The organism is Bradyrhizobium sp. SYSU BS000235 (assembly GCF_049747295.1).
Classification (GTDB): Bacteria; Pseudomonadota; Alphaproteobacteria; order Rhizobiales; family Xanthobacteraceae; genus Afipia.
In genome coordinates this window covers 2,898,072-2,914,898 of sequence record NZ_JBMHJM010000001.1, presented here as the reverse complement: position 1 = coordinate 2,914,898, position 16,827 = coordinate 2,898,072, and the positions used below count along the sequence as shown (strand labels likewise).

15 protein-coding genes and 1 tRNA gene are annotated in these 16,827 nt (G+C 58.0%); 8 read left to right on the top strand and 8 right to left on the bottom strand.

Annotated features, from left to right (window positions below; translation table 11 throughout):
• Positions 1–3: 3 nt before the first annotated feature.
• Both ACP0KA_RS13605 and ACP0KA_RS13600 read right to left on the bottom strand, forming a co-directional pair.
• Entirely contained in the window at positions 4–1,809 is a 1,806-nt protein-coding gene (locus tag ACP0KA_RS13605) for a glycoside hydrolase family 15 protein (RefSeq protein WP_424629295.1), read from the bottom strand.
• A gap of 68 nt (positions 1,810–1,877) precedes the next feature.
• Positions 1,878–2,108: a hypothetical protein gene (locus tag ACP0KA_RS13600; protein WP_424629294.1), complete on the bottom strand. Its 231-nt coding sequence runs from the start codon at positions 2,106–2,108 to the stop codon at positions 1,878–1,880.
• Positions 2,109–2,359: 251 nt separating this feature from the next.
• Here ACP0KA_RS13600 and ACP0KA_RS13595 point away from each other — a divergent pair, with 251 nt between their 5' ends.
• The gene (locus ACP0KA_RS13595; RefSeq protein ID WP_424629293.1) at positions 2,360–2,545 is read left to right on the top strand and encodes a hypothetical protein; all 186 of its coding nucleotides are present in this window, start codon (positions 2,360–2,362) and stop codon (positions 2,543–2,545) included.
• 20 nt (positions 2,546–2,565) lie between these two features.
• Here ACP0KA_RS13595 and ACP0KA_RS13590 read toward each other — a convergent pair whose 3' ends face one another.
• Positions 2,566–4,746, bottom strand: coding sequence for a glycogen debranching N-terminal domain-containing protein (locus tag ACP0KA_RS13590; protein WP_424631593.1), 2,181 nt, complete (start codon positions 4,744–4,746; stop codon positions 2,566–2,568).
• 671 nt (positions 4,747–5,417) lie between these two features.
• Here ACP0KA_RS13590 and ACP0KA_RS13585 point away from each other — a divergent pair.
• Entirely contained in the window at positions 5,418–5,846 is a 429-nt protein-coding gene (locus ACP0KA_RS13585; protein ID WP_424629292.1) for a PRC-barrel domain-containing protein, read from the top strand.
• Positions 5,847–5,867: 21 nt separating this feature from the next.
• Complete coding sequence (locus ACP0KA_RS13580) at positions 5,868–7,127, top strand: MFS transporter (RefSeq protein ID WP_424629291.1); 1,260 nt, start codon at positions 5,868–5,870, stop codon at positions 7,125–7,127.
• Positions 7,128–7,159: 32 nt separating this feature from the next.
• Here the strand turns inward: ACP0KA_RS13580 and ACP0KA_RS13575 are convergent, their stop codons facing one another.
• Positions 7,160–8,224: a glycosyltransferase family 4 protein gene (locus ACP0KA_RS13575; RefSeq protein WP_424629290.1), complete on the bottom strand. Its 1,065-nt coding sequence runs from the start codon at positions 8,222–8,224 to the stop codon at positions 7,160–7,162.
• A 197-nt stretch (positions 8,225–8,421) separates the two neighbouring features.
• Here ACP0KA_RS13575 and ACP0KA_RS13570 point away from each other — a divergent pair, with 197 nt between their 5' ends.
• Positions 8,422–10,185 (top strand): ABC transporter ATP-binding protein, encoded by a 1,764-nt coding sequence (locus tag ACP0KA_RS13570; RefSeq protein ID WP_424629289.1) that lies wholly within the window; start codon positions 8,422–8,424, stop codon positions 10,183–10,185.
• Between the two features lie 55 nt (positions 10,186–10,240).
• Here the strand turns inward: ACP0KA_RS13570 and ACP0KA_RS13565 are convergent, their stop codons facing one another.
• Positions 10,241–10,426, bottom strand: a complete 186-nt coding sequence (locus tag ACP0KA_RS13565) for a DUF3551 domain-containing protein (protein ID WP_424631592.1) — start codon at positions 10,424–10,426, stop codon at positions 10,241–10,243.
• A gap of 138 nt (positions 10,427–10,564) precedes the next feature.
• Between ACP0KA_RS13565 and ACP0KA_RS13560 the strand changes: the two genes are divergently transcribed.
• Positions 10,565–11,245, top strand: coding sequence for a spermidine synthase (locus tag ACP0KA_RS13560; protein WP_424629288.1), 681 nt, complete (start codon positions 10,565–10,567; stop codon positions 11,243–11,245).
• Between the two features lie 104 nt (positions 11,246–11,349).
• On the opposite strand, the gene ACP0KA_RS13555 is transcribed toward ACP0KA_RS13560, so the two are convergent.
• A tRNA-Val gene (locus tag ACP0KA_RS13555) sits at positions 11,350–11,424 on the bottom strand.
• 152 nt (positions 11,425–11,576) lie between these two features.
• Positions 11,577–11,939: a cell cycle two-component system response regulator CpdR gene (gene cpdR / locus ACP0KA_RS13550; RefSeq protein ID WP_424629287.1), complete on the bottom strand. Its 363-nt coding sequence runs from the start codon at positions 11,937–11,939 to the stop codon at positions 11,577–11,579.
• Between the two features lie 240 nt (positions 11,940–12,179).
• Here cpdR and ACP0KA_RS13545 point away from each other — a divergent pair, with 240 nt between their 5' ends.
• Together ACP0KA_RS13545 and hisN are read left to right on the top strand one after the other, a co-directional pair.
• Positions 12,180–13,079, top strand: coding sequence for an N-formylglutamate amidohydrolase (locus ACP0KA_RS13545; RefSeq protein WP_424629286.1), 900 nt, complete (start codon positions 12,180–12,182; stop codon positions 13,077–13,079).
• Between the two features lie 689 nt (positions 13,080–13,768).
• Positions 13,769–14,551, top strand: coding sequence for a histidinol-phosphatase (gene hisN / locus ACP0KA_RS13540; RefSeq protein ID WP_424629285.1), 783 nt, complete (start codon positions 13,769–13,771; stop codon positions 14,549–14,551).
• A gap of 334 nt (positions 14,552–14,885) precedes the next feature.
• Here the strand turns inward: hisN and ACP0KA_RS13535 are convergent, their stop codons facing one another.
• A complete protein-coding gene (locus ACP0KA_RS13535; RefSeq protein WP_424629284.1) occupies positions 14,886–15,785 on the bottom strand; it encodes a LysR substrate-binding domain-containing protein in 900 nt (299 codons plus the stop codon).
• Between the two features lie 261 nt (positions 15,786–16,046).
• Between ACP0KA_RS13535 and ACP0KA_RS13530 the strand changes: the two genes are divergently transcribed.
• The gene (locus ACP0KA_RS13530; protein ID WP_424629283.1) at positions 16,047–16,802 is read left to right on the top strand and encodes a sulfite exporter TauE/SafE family protein; all 756 of its coding nucleotides are present in this window, start codon (positions 16,047–16,049) and stop codon (positions 16,800–16,802) included.
• The last annotated feature ends 25 nt before the right edge of the window (positions 16,803–16,827 follow it).

The window sequence follows — 16,827 nt, the reverse complement described above, 5'->3', positions numbered from 1 at the left end:
CTTTCAAGTCGCGCGCTGCACCGCCGGCTTTTTGGCGGGATGAAGCGCCTCGTAAATGTTGTGGGCCGTGTTGATGATGGCGATATGCGTCAGCGCCTGAGGAAAATTGCCCAATTGCCTTTGCGTTGCCGGATCGTATTCCTCGGCAATCAGCCCGACATCGTTGGCGATACCTGCAACCCGCCGGAATAGCTCGCGCGCTTCGTCCACCCGACCGACGAGGACATAAGCGTCCGCCAGCCACAGCGTACACGCAAGAAAAGCGCCCTCGATGGGTTCGACTTCGTCGGATGGCGTTGCGCGTGGGTCGTGACGAAGGACAAATCCATCGCGTATCAGGTGTTTTTCGATTGCGGCGATTGTCCCGGAAATCCGTGGATCATCCGGCGGCAAAAACCCGACTTCCGGCAATAACAACAGGCTGGCATCGAGCAAATCCGCACCGTACGACACGACGAATGTATTGCCCTCGGCGTCGAAACCGTTGACGCAGATGTCTGTATGAATGCTATGGCGCAACACTCGCCAATGTTCGACGGGGCCGTCAAAATTGAAGGTCTCAGCACTCTTGATGGCGCGATCGAATGCGACCCAACACATCACTTTGGACAGCACATAGTGCCGTGGCCCGCCGCGTAGCTCCCAGATGCCGCTATCCGGCAAATGCCAGATTTTAGCCAGGTGCTCGAGAATCTTGCACTGAAGCGCCCATGTCCCGCCATCCAGGTCGACCTTGAGCGTGCGCGCCTGATGGAAGGTGTCCATCAACTCGCCGTAGACATCGAGCTGAAGTTGCGCATGCGCGGCATTGCCGAACCGCACCGGCTTTGAATCCGCGTAGCCCGGAAGCCAAGCCGCCTCCCATTCCAGCAATCGCCTTGCCCCGGTGATGCTATACATGATCTGCATGTCTGAGGGCGATCCGGCGACAGCGCGCAAAAGCCAGTTATGCCAGGCAGCGGCTTCGGTCTGGTAGCCGCTGTTCATCAAGGCCAGCAGCGTAAAGGTCGCGTCGCGAAGCCAGCAGTAGCGATAGTCCCAATTGCGTGCGCCGCCCGGCTTTTCCGGCAGCGACGATGTCGGAGCGGCCACGATACCGCCGGTCGGGGCATAGGTCAGCGCCTTCAGCGTGATCAGCGAGCGCTGCACCAGCTCGCGGTGCTTGCCTTTATAGGTGCCGTGGCTCGACCACTCGGTCCAGAAGCTCCTGGTGTCCTCCAAGGCCTGCATGTGGTCGATCGGCTTAGGCACCGGCAGATGCGAGGCGTCGTAGGTCAGCACAAACGGAACGATCTCTCCGGCCCGCACGTCAAAGTCGGCGCGGGTGGTCATGTCCTCGCCTCTCAATTCCACCGGCGTCCGCAGCACCGCCATGTCAGGCCCGGCGATGGCGAGCAAGGTGCCATCCTTCAAGCGTTGAACCCAGGGAATGTTCGAGCCCGATCCAAAGCGGATGATCAGCTCCATCGCCATCCGGACCACGCCGCGGTCGCCCCGCACCAGGCGCACGACATCCGATGCCGCTCCGCGCGGCGGCATAAAGTCAATGAGTGTGACGTCACCGTCCTCGCATTCAAACCGCGTTTCGAGGATCAGCGTCTCGCCGCTATATGCGCGCGTGGTCGCACGGATCGGAACGCTCGGCGCAATCTTCCAGCGTCCGTTGGCACGCGTTCCAAGAAGGGCTGCGAAACAAGCATCAGAATCGAAAGACGGCCAGCACAGCCAATCGATGGAGCCGTTGCGGCCCACAAGCGCGGCGGTGAGGCAATCGCCGATCAGGGCATAATCTTCAATGGCGGATGACATGATCCTCGCAGATCACAATGCGATTTGCACAATGAGCATCGTAGTGAAACAACGTCCCCACTCGCTACTCAAACATCGATGATCGTATGCTTTTGATACTCTGAAATCGCCTTGTTCGCGAGCCAGATTCTGTTGGTATGGCCCTGCTCAAATCGCTTGAGAATCAGATTGAGCAGCGGCTCGTGGATGACGAAGCTCCTGGGCAGCGCCCCCACCTTGTCGAGATAATTCGCGGCGATCATATAGGCTTCGCCGATTACCTCGTTGCCGTCCTGGGAAAAGCGTTCTACCAGCATCATCCGGGCCTCCTGACCGACAATCTTTTCCGAGCGCTGTTGGTTCCATCCCGAAGGATATCGGGCCTTCCTCATTTTCGGACCTTCCTCATTTGATGTATCCGGCAAGAGGATGGGTGTGCCGGTAGCATCCGCTCTCGCCACCGGCCTTGGCTAACATTTTGGAACCAAGTCCAATTTGACCGGTTGATCGAAGCAGCGCGGCGCTCCTTAAGAAGAGCAATCAGCCTCACTCCAGCGCATGGGAGAGGCCAATGAACGGGGACATCAACCGTCACTTCAGGCCAGGCACCGGCGGCACCGCCGTGCTTCTTGCAGCCTTGGCCGTCGTCGTCGTTTTGAGCGCGGTGTATTTTACATCACGCGATCGCCAGCAATCGCCACTTCTGACCACCGGAAAAGACCTTGCGGTCCCGAGCCCTATGATCAGGGACAAGTGACCTCAGACAAGTCATCATGGTCAGCTGTTCGGCGCCTGAAGGTGACTGACGGACACTTCGAGCCCGCTCGGGTTACGCAGAATTTGCAGCGAGACATTCTCGCCGTAGCGGTACAACGCGAAATCAATCATCGCCTCGCCGAGTTCGATGTTGCGAAGGATAAGCATATCCAGAAATGGCGGCAGCATCGGATCGGTCAGGCGGATACGATTGAGCTCCGGCTGGAATTCGAGGCCGATACACGCTTGCAGCATCGCGAACGGCGCTCCACTGGCCCATGCCTGCGGTGAACACGCTACCGGATAAAGCGTCGGACCCTGGCTCTTCTGTCGCCGAAAGCCGCAGAACAGCTCAGGTAGCCGGCGAAAATCCATATAGGACGCAGCGCCACTGATTGCCTCAAAGACATCGCATGCCGCAGTCTTGAGGCCATAGCGCGCCATCCCGACCGCGATGAGGGAATTGTCATGCGGCCAGATCGACCCGTTATGATAGGACATGGGATTGTAGCGGCTTTCACCGGCAGCCACGGTCCGGATTCCCCAGCCGGAGAAAAACCGCGGCGACATCAATCCGTCGACGACGCGCTTGGCTCGGTCCGGCGCAGCCAGCCCGCCGAACAGGACATGCCCCGCGTTGGATGTGCGCACCTTGCAGGGCTCTCCGTCACCATCCAGCGCGATCACGTAGGTACCGATGTCCTCGCACCAGAAAGCTTTTTCGAAGCGCAAGAACAGTTCTTCCGCATCACTCTCAAGCTGGGCAGCGAGTTCGGAAAAGCCGAGGTGACGCGCCGCTTTCGCGATCGAACGCTTCGCGGCGTACACATAGGCTTGGACTTCAGCGAGTGCGATGGAGCCTTCAGCCAGCCGTCCATCCGCATGGAATACGGAGTCAAACGAGTCCTTCCATCCCTGGTTGGCCAGCCCCTCCTTATTGTCGCGGGAATGGCGGAGAAATCCATCGCCGTCCAGCGCCGAGTGACCGTCGATCCATGCCAGCGCGGCCTCGATATTCGGCCATAAGGTCCGAATGGTCTGCGCATCTCCGGTTCGTCCGAAATACTCCCCGGCAAGCAGGACGAAAAGCGGTGTGGCGTCGACACTTCCGTAATAAAGACCGAACGGGACTTCCCGCAGACGAGCCATCTCTCCATTGCGCATCTCGTGCAAAATCTTTCCGGGCTCCGCATCGTTCAGCGGATCGACGGTTTTTGCCTGAAGCGCAGCCAATCGCGCCAGCACCCCGCGAGCAAGACGCGGCATACACCACAGCATCTGCAGTGCCGTGATTATTCCGTCACGTCCGAACGTGGTCGAATACCAGGGAATTCCGGCGTAAGGATAATTACCGTTCACTGTCTCCGTGGTCAGCATGCGCAGATCACTGAGCGACCGGGCAAGGATCTGATTGAACACGTCGCTCGACGTTCCAATCGCGATTGCCTCGCTCCTATCTTTCCGGAATGCTCTGGATGCGAGCGCCATACCCTTGAAGAAATGTGCCGGAGGATCGCCAGGTTTTCCGTTGCACTTCACGCTCAGAAAAATCGACCGGCGTTCATGCGGCGCCAGCGTCAGGCTGTACTGCGCTTGGCTTGCACCTATTTGATCCGGCTGCGGATCAAAGCGCAGCGATGTGCTCCGCTCGATGCCGTCCAGCCCCTCATAGAATAAGTAGACGTCGTTTCCCTCCGCGATTGCCGCACGTTGCCTGCCGCGCTTCGCGCGGCGCATCCCTCTCACCTCGAAAATGTCCGCAAAGTCATTCGAAAAGGCGAACGACAGGGACAGCGTGATCCGTTGGATCCCATGATTGCGAATGCTGAAGCGCGTGTAGAAATTCTCCTGCCAGACGAAACTCGTCCGCACGATATGAACGGTATCCTTCGGCAGGACGAGGCGATCCCGGACATAGACATCCGGATTCGTCAGATCGACCGTCAACATCGTGTTGTCGTCGCGAACGTTCGATCCGAGCAACAGCGGTTCGAGATCGTTGATCGTCAATTCGAGGCGCGAGAGATATCGCGTATCGTTATTGAAAATTCCATCCGGATCGCCCGACGATGCCCCGATATCACCGTGACTATCGACCACCGCGAATGTGTCGTTCGCTTTCAGCGTTCGGCGCGGGCGCGAGGTAGACCCGACCGCCGGGATATAGAAAGGAGTTTCTTGTGGAGGGGTGATGCTTCGCACCGCAGGGGATGGAACAACCAAAGGACCACCTTTCGAAAGCGTGTTGTTTTCTTTGGGTCACATGGAACGCATTCAGAGATAGCCGGTTCCCTCTATCAGCAAATCCATGCTCGATGAGAGCGAATGGCCGAATTTCCGACGTCTTGGCATCGACCCCAAGACCATCTGCTCAAGACCGTCTGCCTCATCGTCGCCGGGTTCTTGCGAAACGTTCGAACTGCGTTGCCCCCAGCCTCGTGGAGGCTGACTTTCGAACGTTTCCCAGAACCTTAGCGGCGGCGCGCGATCACTCTCGGCATCGGGCAATTCTCAATCCCATTTTTGCCCGAAGTGTGTCGCCACCGCAGATCAAAGGAGCGTCCATGCATCACAGCCAACGAACTCGACGCCCACTCCGCGTTCACGAAACGTTATTACGCCCCCCCGTGCTCGTGCTGGCGATCATAGGCGCATCCGTCATCACCCGTCCGGTCGTCGCAGGGGACGCGAATTTTACGCAGGCTCAACAGGTTCCAGCGGAGACATCGCAACCGGCGAATGTTTCCTCACAAGCTCCAGTCACGCCACCGGCTGCCCCCACGCCAGCCCCTCCGCCAGCGGCGCCGGCACCCGCTCCGCCGCCAGCAGCACAAGCACCACCACCCAAAGCAACGCCAGCTGAAACACCGGCCATGGTGCTCAACGGCCAGCAAGTCGAAAGCATTCTTGGAAAAAAGGTCCGCAGTACCACCGGCGATGACATGGGTCGGATCATCGACATCATTGCCGATAAAACAGGTCAGGTTCGCGCTGCCATCGTCGACTTTGGCGGATTCCTTGGCGTCGGCAATCGCCAGATCGCCGTTGACTGGAAGGCGATACGATTTCCGACTGAGGGAAAGACCGATGCCGTGATTGTCGACCTCAGCAAGGATCAACTTCGGGTCGCCCCTGTCTATAAGGCGGGAGAACAGATCGTCGTTCTTGGGCAGCAACCGGCCAGCCCACCTCAGCCCGCCCCTGCGGCGAGCCCGCCCCCATCCGCACCGGCAGCGGCAGCGGCACCACCGACCACGTCAAACGCCGCCAATCCGGCAGCGAAGGAACCACCATCAAAATAGCGACCTGCCAACGGCATTGGGATGGATGATAAAAGCAAACCCCATCCCGCCGGCGAGGCAGGCGCCGGCAGGGATATGAAAAAATCCGGTGCTTCGCCGACGAGTCGGCGCGGTCTGGATTGGTTCGTCTTCTTTGTTGCCGACGTTCAAACGGGATTTGGACCGTTCGTCGCGGTGTATCTGACCGCTCAGAAATGGACGCAAACCGATATCGGTCTCATCCTGACCGTGGGCGGTCTCATCGCCCTGTTCGGCCAGATTCCAGGAGGAGCAATCCTGGATGCGATCCGATCTCCCAGGCTAGCCGCCGGCATATCGGTCTTCATCATCGGAATCAGCGCCCTCATGCTGGCGCTGTGGCCGATTTTTCCCGTCGTTCTGATGTCCAGAATTCTGCAAGCCAGCGCAAGTTGCGTGCTCGGCCCTGCGATTGCGGCTCTGAGCCTTGGGCTCGTGCGCAGAACGGAAATTGGCGAACGCCTGGGCCGAAACGCATCCTTTGCCTCGGTGGGCACAGGGCTCGCGGCCGCGGGTATGGGAATAACCGGATACTATATTTCAAATCAGGCAGTGTTTTACGTCACCGCCGCCTTTATTCTTCCGGCGCTGATCGCCCTCTTTCAAATCAATGCGCAGGAGATTGATGCGGAAAGAGCCCACGGCGGCGCGCAAAAACAACCGCTCAATCTGTCAGTCATTCTTCAGCTGCTCACCAATCGGACATTGGTGATATTTGCGTTCTGCGTGATGTTATTCCATCTCGCCAATGCTGCCATGTTACCGCTGGTCGCAAGCATGCTGACGCTGCGATCGAGCCAATCGTCGGCAGCCCTCATCGCAGTGGCGATGGTGGTGCCTCAATTCGTCGTTGCGATTGTTTCTCCCGCCGTTGGCCGGAAATCCCAGACCTGGGGGCGACGCCCGCTTCTGCTGATCGGCTTTGCTGCCCTGATGATCCGCGGAATCCTGTTTGCTGCGGTGACGCCATCACAGCTGATTGTCGTCGTGCAAATCCTGGACGGCATTTCCGCCGCGGCGCTCGGGGTCCTGGTGCCGTTGACGCTGGCCGACATCACCCGCGAGACAGGCCGGTTCAACCTGACCCAGGGACTTGTCGGATGCGCTATGGGAATCGGCGCCGCAATCAGCACGACCTTGGCGGGATTTTTATCGGATCGATTTAGCAGCTACGTGACGTTCCTCACGCTGGGCTTGATTGCAGCCATCGGCCTCCTGGCCGTATGGCTCTTGATGCCGGAAACCCGGCCGGAACGTGATTGATCCACATTCCGGCTCGGGATTCGAACTTGACCTCACCCCGCCACAAGCCGCGGCTTCGATTGACGTCCTTCATCCGCCTGAGCAACTTTTCTGTAGGCGGTCAGGTAGTCCAGTGCCATGCGCTTCGCGGTAAACCGTTGCTCGAATTGTTCGCGCACCTTGGTGCGGGAGATCAATCCGATGTTCTTGATTGCTCCAACCGCGCTTGTCTCGTCTTCGACGACGAACCCCGTCACCCCGTCCTCGACGATCTCGGGTGCTGCACCTCTGTTGTAGGCGACGACCGGCGTTCCACAGGCCATGGCTTCAATCATGACGAGACCAAACGGCTCCGGCCAATCGATCGGAACAATCAACGCGACCGCAGCGCTTAGAAAATCGGACTTCTCGGCATCCGAAATCTCACCAACAAATTCGACATGGGGCTTTTCGAGAAGTGGGCGAATATCCGCATTAAAGTAGTCGATATCCGCAGGGTCGACCTTGGCAGCTATCTTGAGCGGTAGTCCGCATCGCTCGGCAATGTGAATGGCGCGATCGACCCGCTTCTCCGGCGAGATCCGTCCCAAAAATGCCAGATAGGTCGGAGTTTTCGATTTCGGCGCAAGAAGTTGCTTCGGCAGTCCGTGGTAGACCGTGTCGACCCAGTCCGCCTTATGAATTGGCCGCCGCTGCGAATTCGAAATCGACACCAGGGGAATCGATGGGAATGTATCGAACACCGGCTGATGTTCAGGCAGATCAAGCCGGCCATGCAGCGTGGTAATGAAAGGTATTCGCTGACGGGACATCAGCGAGAACGGATAGTAGTCCAGATGAAAATGCAGAATGTCGAATTCATCCGCGCGCCGGTAAACCTGCTCGATCATCATCATGTGCAGCGCGTTTGGATCGCGCACGGATCCATCCAACCGAAGCGCACGCGGCCACATCGGCGCCAGCGTTGCGGATGTGAGAGAATCACCGCTTGCGAACAGCGTCACATCGTGACCAAGCGACACCAATTCTTCCGTCAGCCATGAGATCACCCGTTCAGTACCGCCGTAAAGCTTGGGTGGCACGGCTTCCGTCAACGGCGAGATTTGCGCGATACGCATTTAAGTACCTCCATTAAGGCGGTGAGACGGTCACAGGATTGACAACTCGTCGGTGAAACATTCGAACACATTGAGTGTGTCAAAAGGACGTGCGGATATTGGAACCGGCCGTTCCCTTCGACATTAGACAATAGGAAAAACGAATTGGTGTTCCATTGTGACGCCACTTCGGAGCATCACGTGAAGAAGGCCAGTGCATGAGCGATCTTTGTGGTTTTGCCGATCGACCGAAAGCGTTTCTGCTCCGCTACGTCGCTCGCCGCAAACTATCCCATGCCCTTATTCTAGGCGCGGTGCTCACTGCAGTGGCATGTTCCGTCAGCACCCAATATGGCGTGAAGCTGCTCGTCGATGCGCTGACCGCCGGGCCGGACGTCAACGCACCTTGGACTGCTTTCCTATTTCTGGTGTCGCTGATCGCTGCCGACAATTTCTCGTGGCGCGTGGCGAGCTGGACCGGGAGCTATACATTTGTTCACGTCACCGGTGATTTGCGCCGCGATTTGTTCCGGCACATTACCGATCATTCGCCAAGCTTCTTTTCGAACCGCCTGCCGGGCGTCCTGACAAGCCGCGTCACGGCGACGTCAAACGCCGTATTTACCGTCGAGAACATGTTTTTCTGGAACGTGCTGCCGCCCTGCCTTGCGACAGCCGCCTCCATTACATTCCTTCTGACAGTGAATTGGGTGATGGCCATAACGCTTATGGTCGTCGCAGCCATCGCCGTTGTCGTGATGTTCAAGTTTGCCGCGAGGGGGAGGCCGCTGCACCACGATTTCGCCCGAAAGGCGGCTCGCGTCGATGGCGAAATGGTGGATGTGGTGGGCAATATGGCGCTGGTCAAAGCCTTCAGCGGCATGGTGCGCGAACACTTCCGCTTCGATCAAACGGTCGATCGCGAATTGCACGCCCGCCGGCGGAGCCTGCTTTATCTTGAAAAACTGCGCCTGGGGCATGCGCTGGTCACTGTCGTCCTGACACTCACGATGCTCGCTTGGGCCATCAGCCTTTGGCAGCAGCACCGCATCAGTGCCGGCGATGTCATCCTCGTGTGCACACTGGGCATCTCGATATTGAGTGCAACACGTGATCTTGCCGTCGCTCTTGTCGATGTCACACAGCACATGGCGCGCCTTTCAGAATCTTTGTCGACGCTGCTGGTGCCGCATCAGCTGCGCGACATGCCCGAAGCTGTCCCTCTCGTTCACAAGGGCGCCGCGGTCGCCTTCGAGCGTGTCAAATTCCAGTATCCTGGCGGCAGACATGTCTTCAAAGACCTCAGCCTGAATATCCAGCCTGGTGAACGTGTGGGCTTGATCGGTCCGTCGGGCGGCGGCAAGTCGACGCTCGTCACGCTGCTCCAGCGCTTCTATGACGTGGACGGCGGCCGCATCCTGATCGACGGACAGGATGTTGCTCATGTGACGCAGAACAGTTTGCGGCAGGCCATTTCGACTGTTCCGCAGGACACGGCGCTGTTCAATCGCTCGTTGCTCGAGAACATCCGGTACGGGCGCCCCGAGGCCACCGACGAAGAGGTTGCCCAAGCAGCGGAAGCAGCACGCTGCAGTTCCTTCATCTCGAAATTGCCTCTTGGGTTCGAGACAATCGTCGGCGACAGGGGATTGAAACTCTCAGGGGGACAGCGGCAACGAATCTCCATCGCCAGGGCATTCCTCAAGAACGCGCCGATCCTGGTTCTGGATGAGGCAACGTCCGCACTCGACACCGAAGTCGAGGAGGCCATTCGCGATGCCTTGGCTCACTTGATGGAAGGACGAACGGTCATTGCGATCGCACATCGCCTGTCGACGTTGCGCAACTTCGATCGAATTCTTGTCATGAAAGATGGACAGTTGATCGAAGACGGTCCGCCGGAAATCCTGCTGTCGCGGAACGGCGCGTACCGCAAAATGGTGGATCGCGAAGTTGGACGGCTTGCAACGCGGGCGGCGTAAAGCCACGGCCTCCCGCAAAGTGGCTCTCCATGCCAGCCTGAAAAATCAGTAATGATCACCGCGGGCCGCGATTTCTGATACAGGTCCCGCCGATGCCGGAAGAGGCGGCTCGGCATTGCTTGAAGGTGCTAAACCTGCAATCGCCTGGACCCGCTGATGTTCTCAAGCAGTAGCGAGCGCTCTTCGCCTCAGCGAGACCGGCTATAACAACGAATATGAGTGCGGCGGCCACGGCTAACATTTTTGTCATGGGGTTTCCTCCTCATCTCGTTCGCGGTAACTCCACTATCCAGATGTTGGTTCCATACCTGCTTCGCCTTACGGCGGCGGCCAGGAAGTGCACAGAAGGACCGTCATATTTGGCGGCTCACAAAATTCAATGATCCCGTGGTCTTTGATTGATACTGCTCCTGTGCCCGGCGGCGGAGATAACAAACTTCGCCTCATGCAGCGCGGCACCGAATTCTCGATCATGCTGGGACAAAACGAGTTGATGAACAGCCGTCTCAGCGGGTCCGAGGAGGCGCTCGCGACAATCGCGTGCACCCACATCAAAGGTGTCACCAACCCGCACGTGCTGATCGGCGGCCTGGGAATGGGCTTCACATTGCGTACCGCCCTTGCCGCTTTGACCACCGAAGCAAGGATTATGGTCGCGGAATTGATGCCGTCCGTTGTCGCCTGGGCACGAGGGCCGCTGGCCGCTCTGTTCGGCGAAAGCCTGACAGACCCACGCGTGATGATCCGCGAGACTGATGTGGGCGATCTGATCCGGTCTCGCCGTTCCGCATTCGACGCGATCCTCCTCGACGTCGACAACGGCCCCGAGGGTCTCGTTCGTGAGGCCAATGGCGCGCTGTATGATGCAAGGGGATTGAACGCCGCATACACAGCATTGCGCCCCGGCGGCGTTTTGACGGTGTGGTCGTCCGGATCGGATCGGAATTTCACCCAACGGCTGCGACGGACGGGCTTCGATGTCGAAGAGATCTCGGTGCGTGCCAACGGCAAAGGTGGCGGCGCACGGCATGTGATCTGGAAAGCAACGCGCAATAAATAAGAAGCAAACGGGGACCTGCCGGTCATGCCCACATGGGCGCAACGTCGCTGCGCTCGCCATTTGATCCTGGAGTCACGAAAAACCATCCTCGCTGAAGCTGAGGATGGTGGGCGCGACAGGGATCGAACCTGTGACCCCTACCATGTCAAGGTAGTGCTCTCCCGCTGAGCTACGCGCCCTAAAGACCATTCGTGTCGGGATGGGACCCTATATCGGCTCGCCTCGCGCGAAGCAAGGCATCATGCGCCGTCATTTTAGGGGAAGTGAAGGTTTTTAAGCCCCTATTGGCTCCTCAGCGGAGCATATTCGGTCAAAATCTGTCTACAGCCCCTCAGGCGGCTAGCATCTTGTTCACTTCGCTGACCAATTCCCGCAGGTGGACCGGCTTGGAAAGCACTTTGGCGTTCTTGGGCGCCTCCGAATCGGCGTTGAGCGCCACGGCGGCAAACCCGGTAATGAACATGATCTTGATATCGGGATCGAGTTCCGAAGCCCGGCGTGCAAGCTCAATGCCGTCCATTTCCGGCATGACAATGTCGGTTAGAAGCATTTCAAAAGGCTCCTCGCGCAACCTCTGATACGCTGACAAGCCGTTATCGTAGGATGACACTTGGAAACCGGCGTTTTCCAACGCCTTGACCAAAAAGCGGCGCATGTCGTTGTCATCTTCGGCAAGGAGAATTTTGTGCTGCATGACTGGTCGTGATCTCTTGAATGGCTCAATCCCAGCCTTCTATTTGCCCGAAGGATAGTAAATTTCGGGTGAAGGCGAACTTCCTCTTGGCAGATTGGTTAGGCTTGCGGACAATGGTCATCCAGAAGAAATGCCTTTTTCGGGCTAAAATGTGCTGTTCAATGGGGTTGACTGTTGCGGCCGACCTCATCCTTGCAATGAAGCCTCTACAAACAGTGCCTCTAAGAATTAAGGGCGGCGATGACGCAGTTTGATACCAGCCTGCCCAGCGATGAGGTGCCGCCGTTTGAGATCGTTGAGCCAGCCGTCTGGCGGGCGCCGATCATTTTCAACTCTCCACACTCCGGTTCGGTCTATCCGCGCGAATTTCTGGCTGCGTCCCGGATCGACGAGGCCGCCCTGCGGCGCTCGGAGGATTCGTTCATGGACGAGATCGTTGCCGATCTCGCCGGTCGCGGCTTTCCGATTGTTCGCGTCAATTTCCCTCGCTCCTATGTGGATGTGAACCGCGAGCCCTATGAGCTCGATCCGCGCATGTTCGCCGGCCGGCTTCCGAGTTTTGCCAACACCCGCTCCATGCGCGTGGCGGGCGGACTGGGAACCATCCCGCGGGTGGTCGGCGATGGACAGGAGATTTACAGCGAACGGCTCGACGTCGAAGAAGCGCTCTCACGCATTGAAGCGCTCTACAAGCCCTACCATCGCGCGTTGCGGCGCCTGATCAACAAGGCGCACCAGGCTTTCGGCACAGTGATCCTGGTGGATTGTCACTCGATGCCTTCGGTCGGCGTGTCACGGGATGAGCCTAAACGCCCGGATCTGGTGATCGGCGATCGCTACGGGACGAGTTGCGCAGCGCTCCTGCCGGATATCGTCGAGGACACATTCAAGACGCTTGGTTATTCTGTCGGCCGCAATAAGCCTTACGCGGGCGGATTCATTACCGAGCACTACGGTAACCCGGCCAATGGCCTGCACACGATCCAGCTTGAACTCAACCGCGCGATTTACATGGACGAACGCCGGCGCGAGCGCGGTGCAAATTTCCGCAAGCTCGCCGATGATTTCATTGTTTTGGCAGACGCGCTGGCCGTGATTCCGCTCGACTTGCTCGGCCCCTTCCAGACCGCGGCCGAATAAAAACCAACCAAGCTTTTGCACGTGACATCGGCCTTTCGCATCACGAAAGCCGTTTGCTATTCCCAAAGAAAAAGGGGCCACTTGCGAAAGCAAGTGGCCCAAGTCTAGGGAGGAAACGCCCAAGGAGGGCAGCGATAACGCGAAGCGCTATCGCACCGCAACAATATGCAACCGCAACGCACCCAAAGCAAGTATTTTTCAGGAATTCTTCATGCATGTGGTGCATGACAGACTTGCTGCTCACATCTTCGCGAAATCTAATAATTACTTATATTTTCAATATCTTAGATTGAAATATGACTCTTGGATGACTGTGAAAATCAGCAAACTTGCCCTCAAAAAATGAATTCTTATTTCAGTTTAATGTCGATCAAACCCTTCGCGACCGATTTATAAGCCCGCGATCATCAAAGAAATGAATGATCCTCTGGCCGCCCATTCCTGCCTTTGATCCATCTCCAAAGTCCGCCTTATCGCCAGCCCGCAGCGGACTCTGATTCGAGAGGACACCAGTAAATCTATGGCTCTGGTGGAGCTTCGGGATTTTGACGTTCGCATCGGAATGCGCGGCAAGCAGGGTAGCGAACGCCAAATCCACTTCACTTGATTGCTCGAATGCGCGAACTCTTATAGGGGCTTTCACGCTCCGGATTTACAATGCCGATGCATTCGCCGCCTGAGGATCACCTGTGACAGTTATCGACTTCACCGCCTTCATTGGACGACTGGCGACCGCCTCCGGCGAAACCATTCTTCCCTTTTTCCGCACCTCGCTCGGCGTCGAGAACAAGAACACGGGTCACGATCTGGATCCGGTGACGGAAGCCGATCGCGCCGCGGAAGCCGTCATGCGACGGATGATCAAAGAGAACTTTCCCCAGCACGGCATCGTCGGCGAGGAATTCGGTTCGGAACGGGCAGATGCAGAATACGTGTGGGTTCTCGACCCCATCGACGGCACCAAATCGTTCATTGCAGGAATGCCGATCTGGGGCACGTTGATTGCGCTCATGCATCACGGCACGCCGGTGTTTGGCATGATGCATCAGCCCTATATCGGCGAGCGGTTTAGCGGCGACAGCGAGTCCGCGATCTACAACGGTCCTTCGGGGAAACGAAATCTGGCCGTGCGCAAATGTGCATCGCTGGCGGACGCAACGCTGTTCACAACAAGTCCGCGCCTGATGAATGCTGCGGACCGCGCACAGTTCGAACAGGTCGAGAAGGACGTCCGGCTGTCACGCTACGGCGGGGATTGCTACGCCTATTGCATGCTCGCCGCGGGACATCTTGATCTCATTATCGAGACCGAACTCAAACCTTATGATGTTGCGGCTTTGATCCCGATCGTCAGCGGTGCCGGCGGGATCATGACCACGTGGGACGGCAAACCCGCTCAAGCGGGCGGCCGTATCGTTGCCGCAGGCGACAAGCGCGTGCACGAAGCCGCCATGAAAATCCTGAACGGCTGACCCCTGGTGTTCCGATTCTGACATTCGTCTCACCTCGAAGCAGGCACTTTACGAATGTCAGAACCAAAGGAACACTAGCACATACAAAACTCTAGTGGTCCGATTCTAACATTCGCATCCCGCCTCAGTAGGCACCTCCTGCGAATGTTAGAATCAAAGGACCACTAGAAAATATAAGTTTCTAGTGGAGTTTTGGATTTGACATTCGCTTGACGAACCCGCGACCGGGTAGGCCGCGAATGTCAAATCCGCTCCACTAGTGTGGCTTTGGCTCTGACGTTCCTTCGAAGAGTGCTCAGCAAAACTGAAAGGAACGTCAGAGCCGCTACACTAGTCACTCTCGAATTTTTGCAGACAGCTTCAAGTGGTCGGCCAGTTGCTGGACGGGCCGCGGGAGCAAATGCCGGTTCCGCATGCAGATGACGAGCCTGCGATTTGTCCAAGGCTCGGTCATCCGCACCGCCTTAATCTTCGCCGACCGGCTGTAGCGCCGCGCGGCGGCCTCGGGAATGACCGCTACCCCTACGCCGGCTTCAACCATTTGGCACACTGCATCGAAATTCTTCAGCCGCGCACGCATGCGAAGCCGTGCTCCGAGGCCTGCGGCATGTGCTGCGATATGGTTCTGCAGCGCGCTCCCCTCGACGAGACCGACGAATTCTCGTTCAACAATGTCCCCAAACGAGATTTTCCGCCGTCGCGCCGCTTCATCCTGCTCAGAGACGATCAGGACCAGACGATCATCGCAAAATGGAAAGCGCTCCAACCCTTCGGGCAGAACTGCGTCGATGGCAATCCCAATGTCAGCTGCGCCGGAGGCGAGAGCAATGGCAATCTCGGGGCTTTCGCGCTCCTCCACATCAACACTGATGGAAGGATACGCGGCCAGGAAGGACGCCAATGCTTTCGGCAAATGCTCGACGGCGCCGGAGGTATTGGCGAGCATATGAATGCGGGCCTTCATGCCGCGTGCATAGACCGCGAGTTCCCCCTGCAGCGTTGCGACCTGATGCAGAACAATCCGGGCGTGATCGAGCAGGCTTTCGCCCGCGGCCGTCAATCGCACCCCGCGCCGCTGGCGCTCCAGAAGCGAGACCCCAAGCGCGGCCTCCAGCGCCTTGATGCGGGCACTTGCCGAAGCCAGCGCCAGCGCTACACGTTCGGCACCGTGGGTGATGCTGCAGGTCTCGGCAATCGCCACGAACAGCCTGAGATCGGTCAAATCGAAATGCATCGGCCTCACCCGGGTTCGACCTAGTGTGGCGGTTCAGAAGTTCGTCCGATTTTTCCCGCGAGTCCTTCCGACGAACTTCTGAACCTAAACCACACTAGAATCATAAATTTGCTAGTGTCCCTTCGAATCCAAAGTCCGCTACGGAGCGCCCTGCGATCGGGCGGACTTTGGATTCGGGACACTAGCCTTCGGGAAAAACGAAGGCTCTCTCCGTAATCTCCACATTGTGCCGACCGCAGCAGTGTGGTCAATGTGCCGCCCATGTCTGATCCGATCCTCTTTGTTATCGCCGCCGTGTTTCTCCTTGCAGGTTTTGTGAAGGGGACAATCGGCATGGGCCTTCCCACCGTCGCCATCGGGTTGCTTGCAACCCGCATGTCCCCTGCCCAAGCTCTCGCGATTGTGATCGTGCCGTCGCTCGTCACCAACATCTGGCAGACCTTCGGCGGTCCTTACCTGCGCGATATCGTGCGTCGGCTTTGGCCACTGATGGCGGGTGTCTGCATCGGCATCTGGTCGGGCTCCGGACTGATGACGGGTCCGTATGCACTCTACGGCTCGATCGTTCTGGGCGTGCTGCTCGTGATCTATGCCATCGTCGGCCTGTCGAAGATTCGCTTCACCGTCCCGCGCTCCAACGAGAAATGGATCGGTGGAATTATCGGGGTCCTGACAGGACTGGTATCGGCGGCGACCGGCGTACAAGTGATTCCCTCGATGCCTTTCATGCAGGCCATCGGCATGGAAAAGGACGAACTGGTCCAGGCACTGGGTGTCTTCTTCACCACAGCCTCGGTGGCTCTGATCTTCAACCTCACCGATGCCGGGCTGCTGAACGTCTCGATTGCCGTGCCCGGCGCCATTGCCATGGTGGCAGCTTTTGCGGGGATGTATCTTGGGCAGGTGCTTCGCTCGCGCATGTCACCCGACGCATTCCGCCGTTGGTTCCTGATCTCGATGATGTTGCTCGGGATCTATCTCGCCAGCGAAACGCTGATGAAGCTGCACGGCGGATGAGTCACTGCGAACGTCCGGGAAAGTC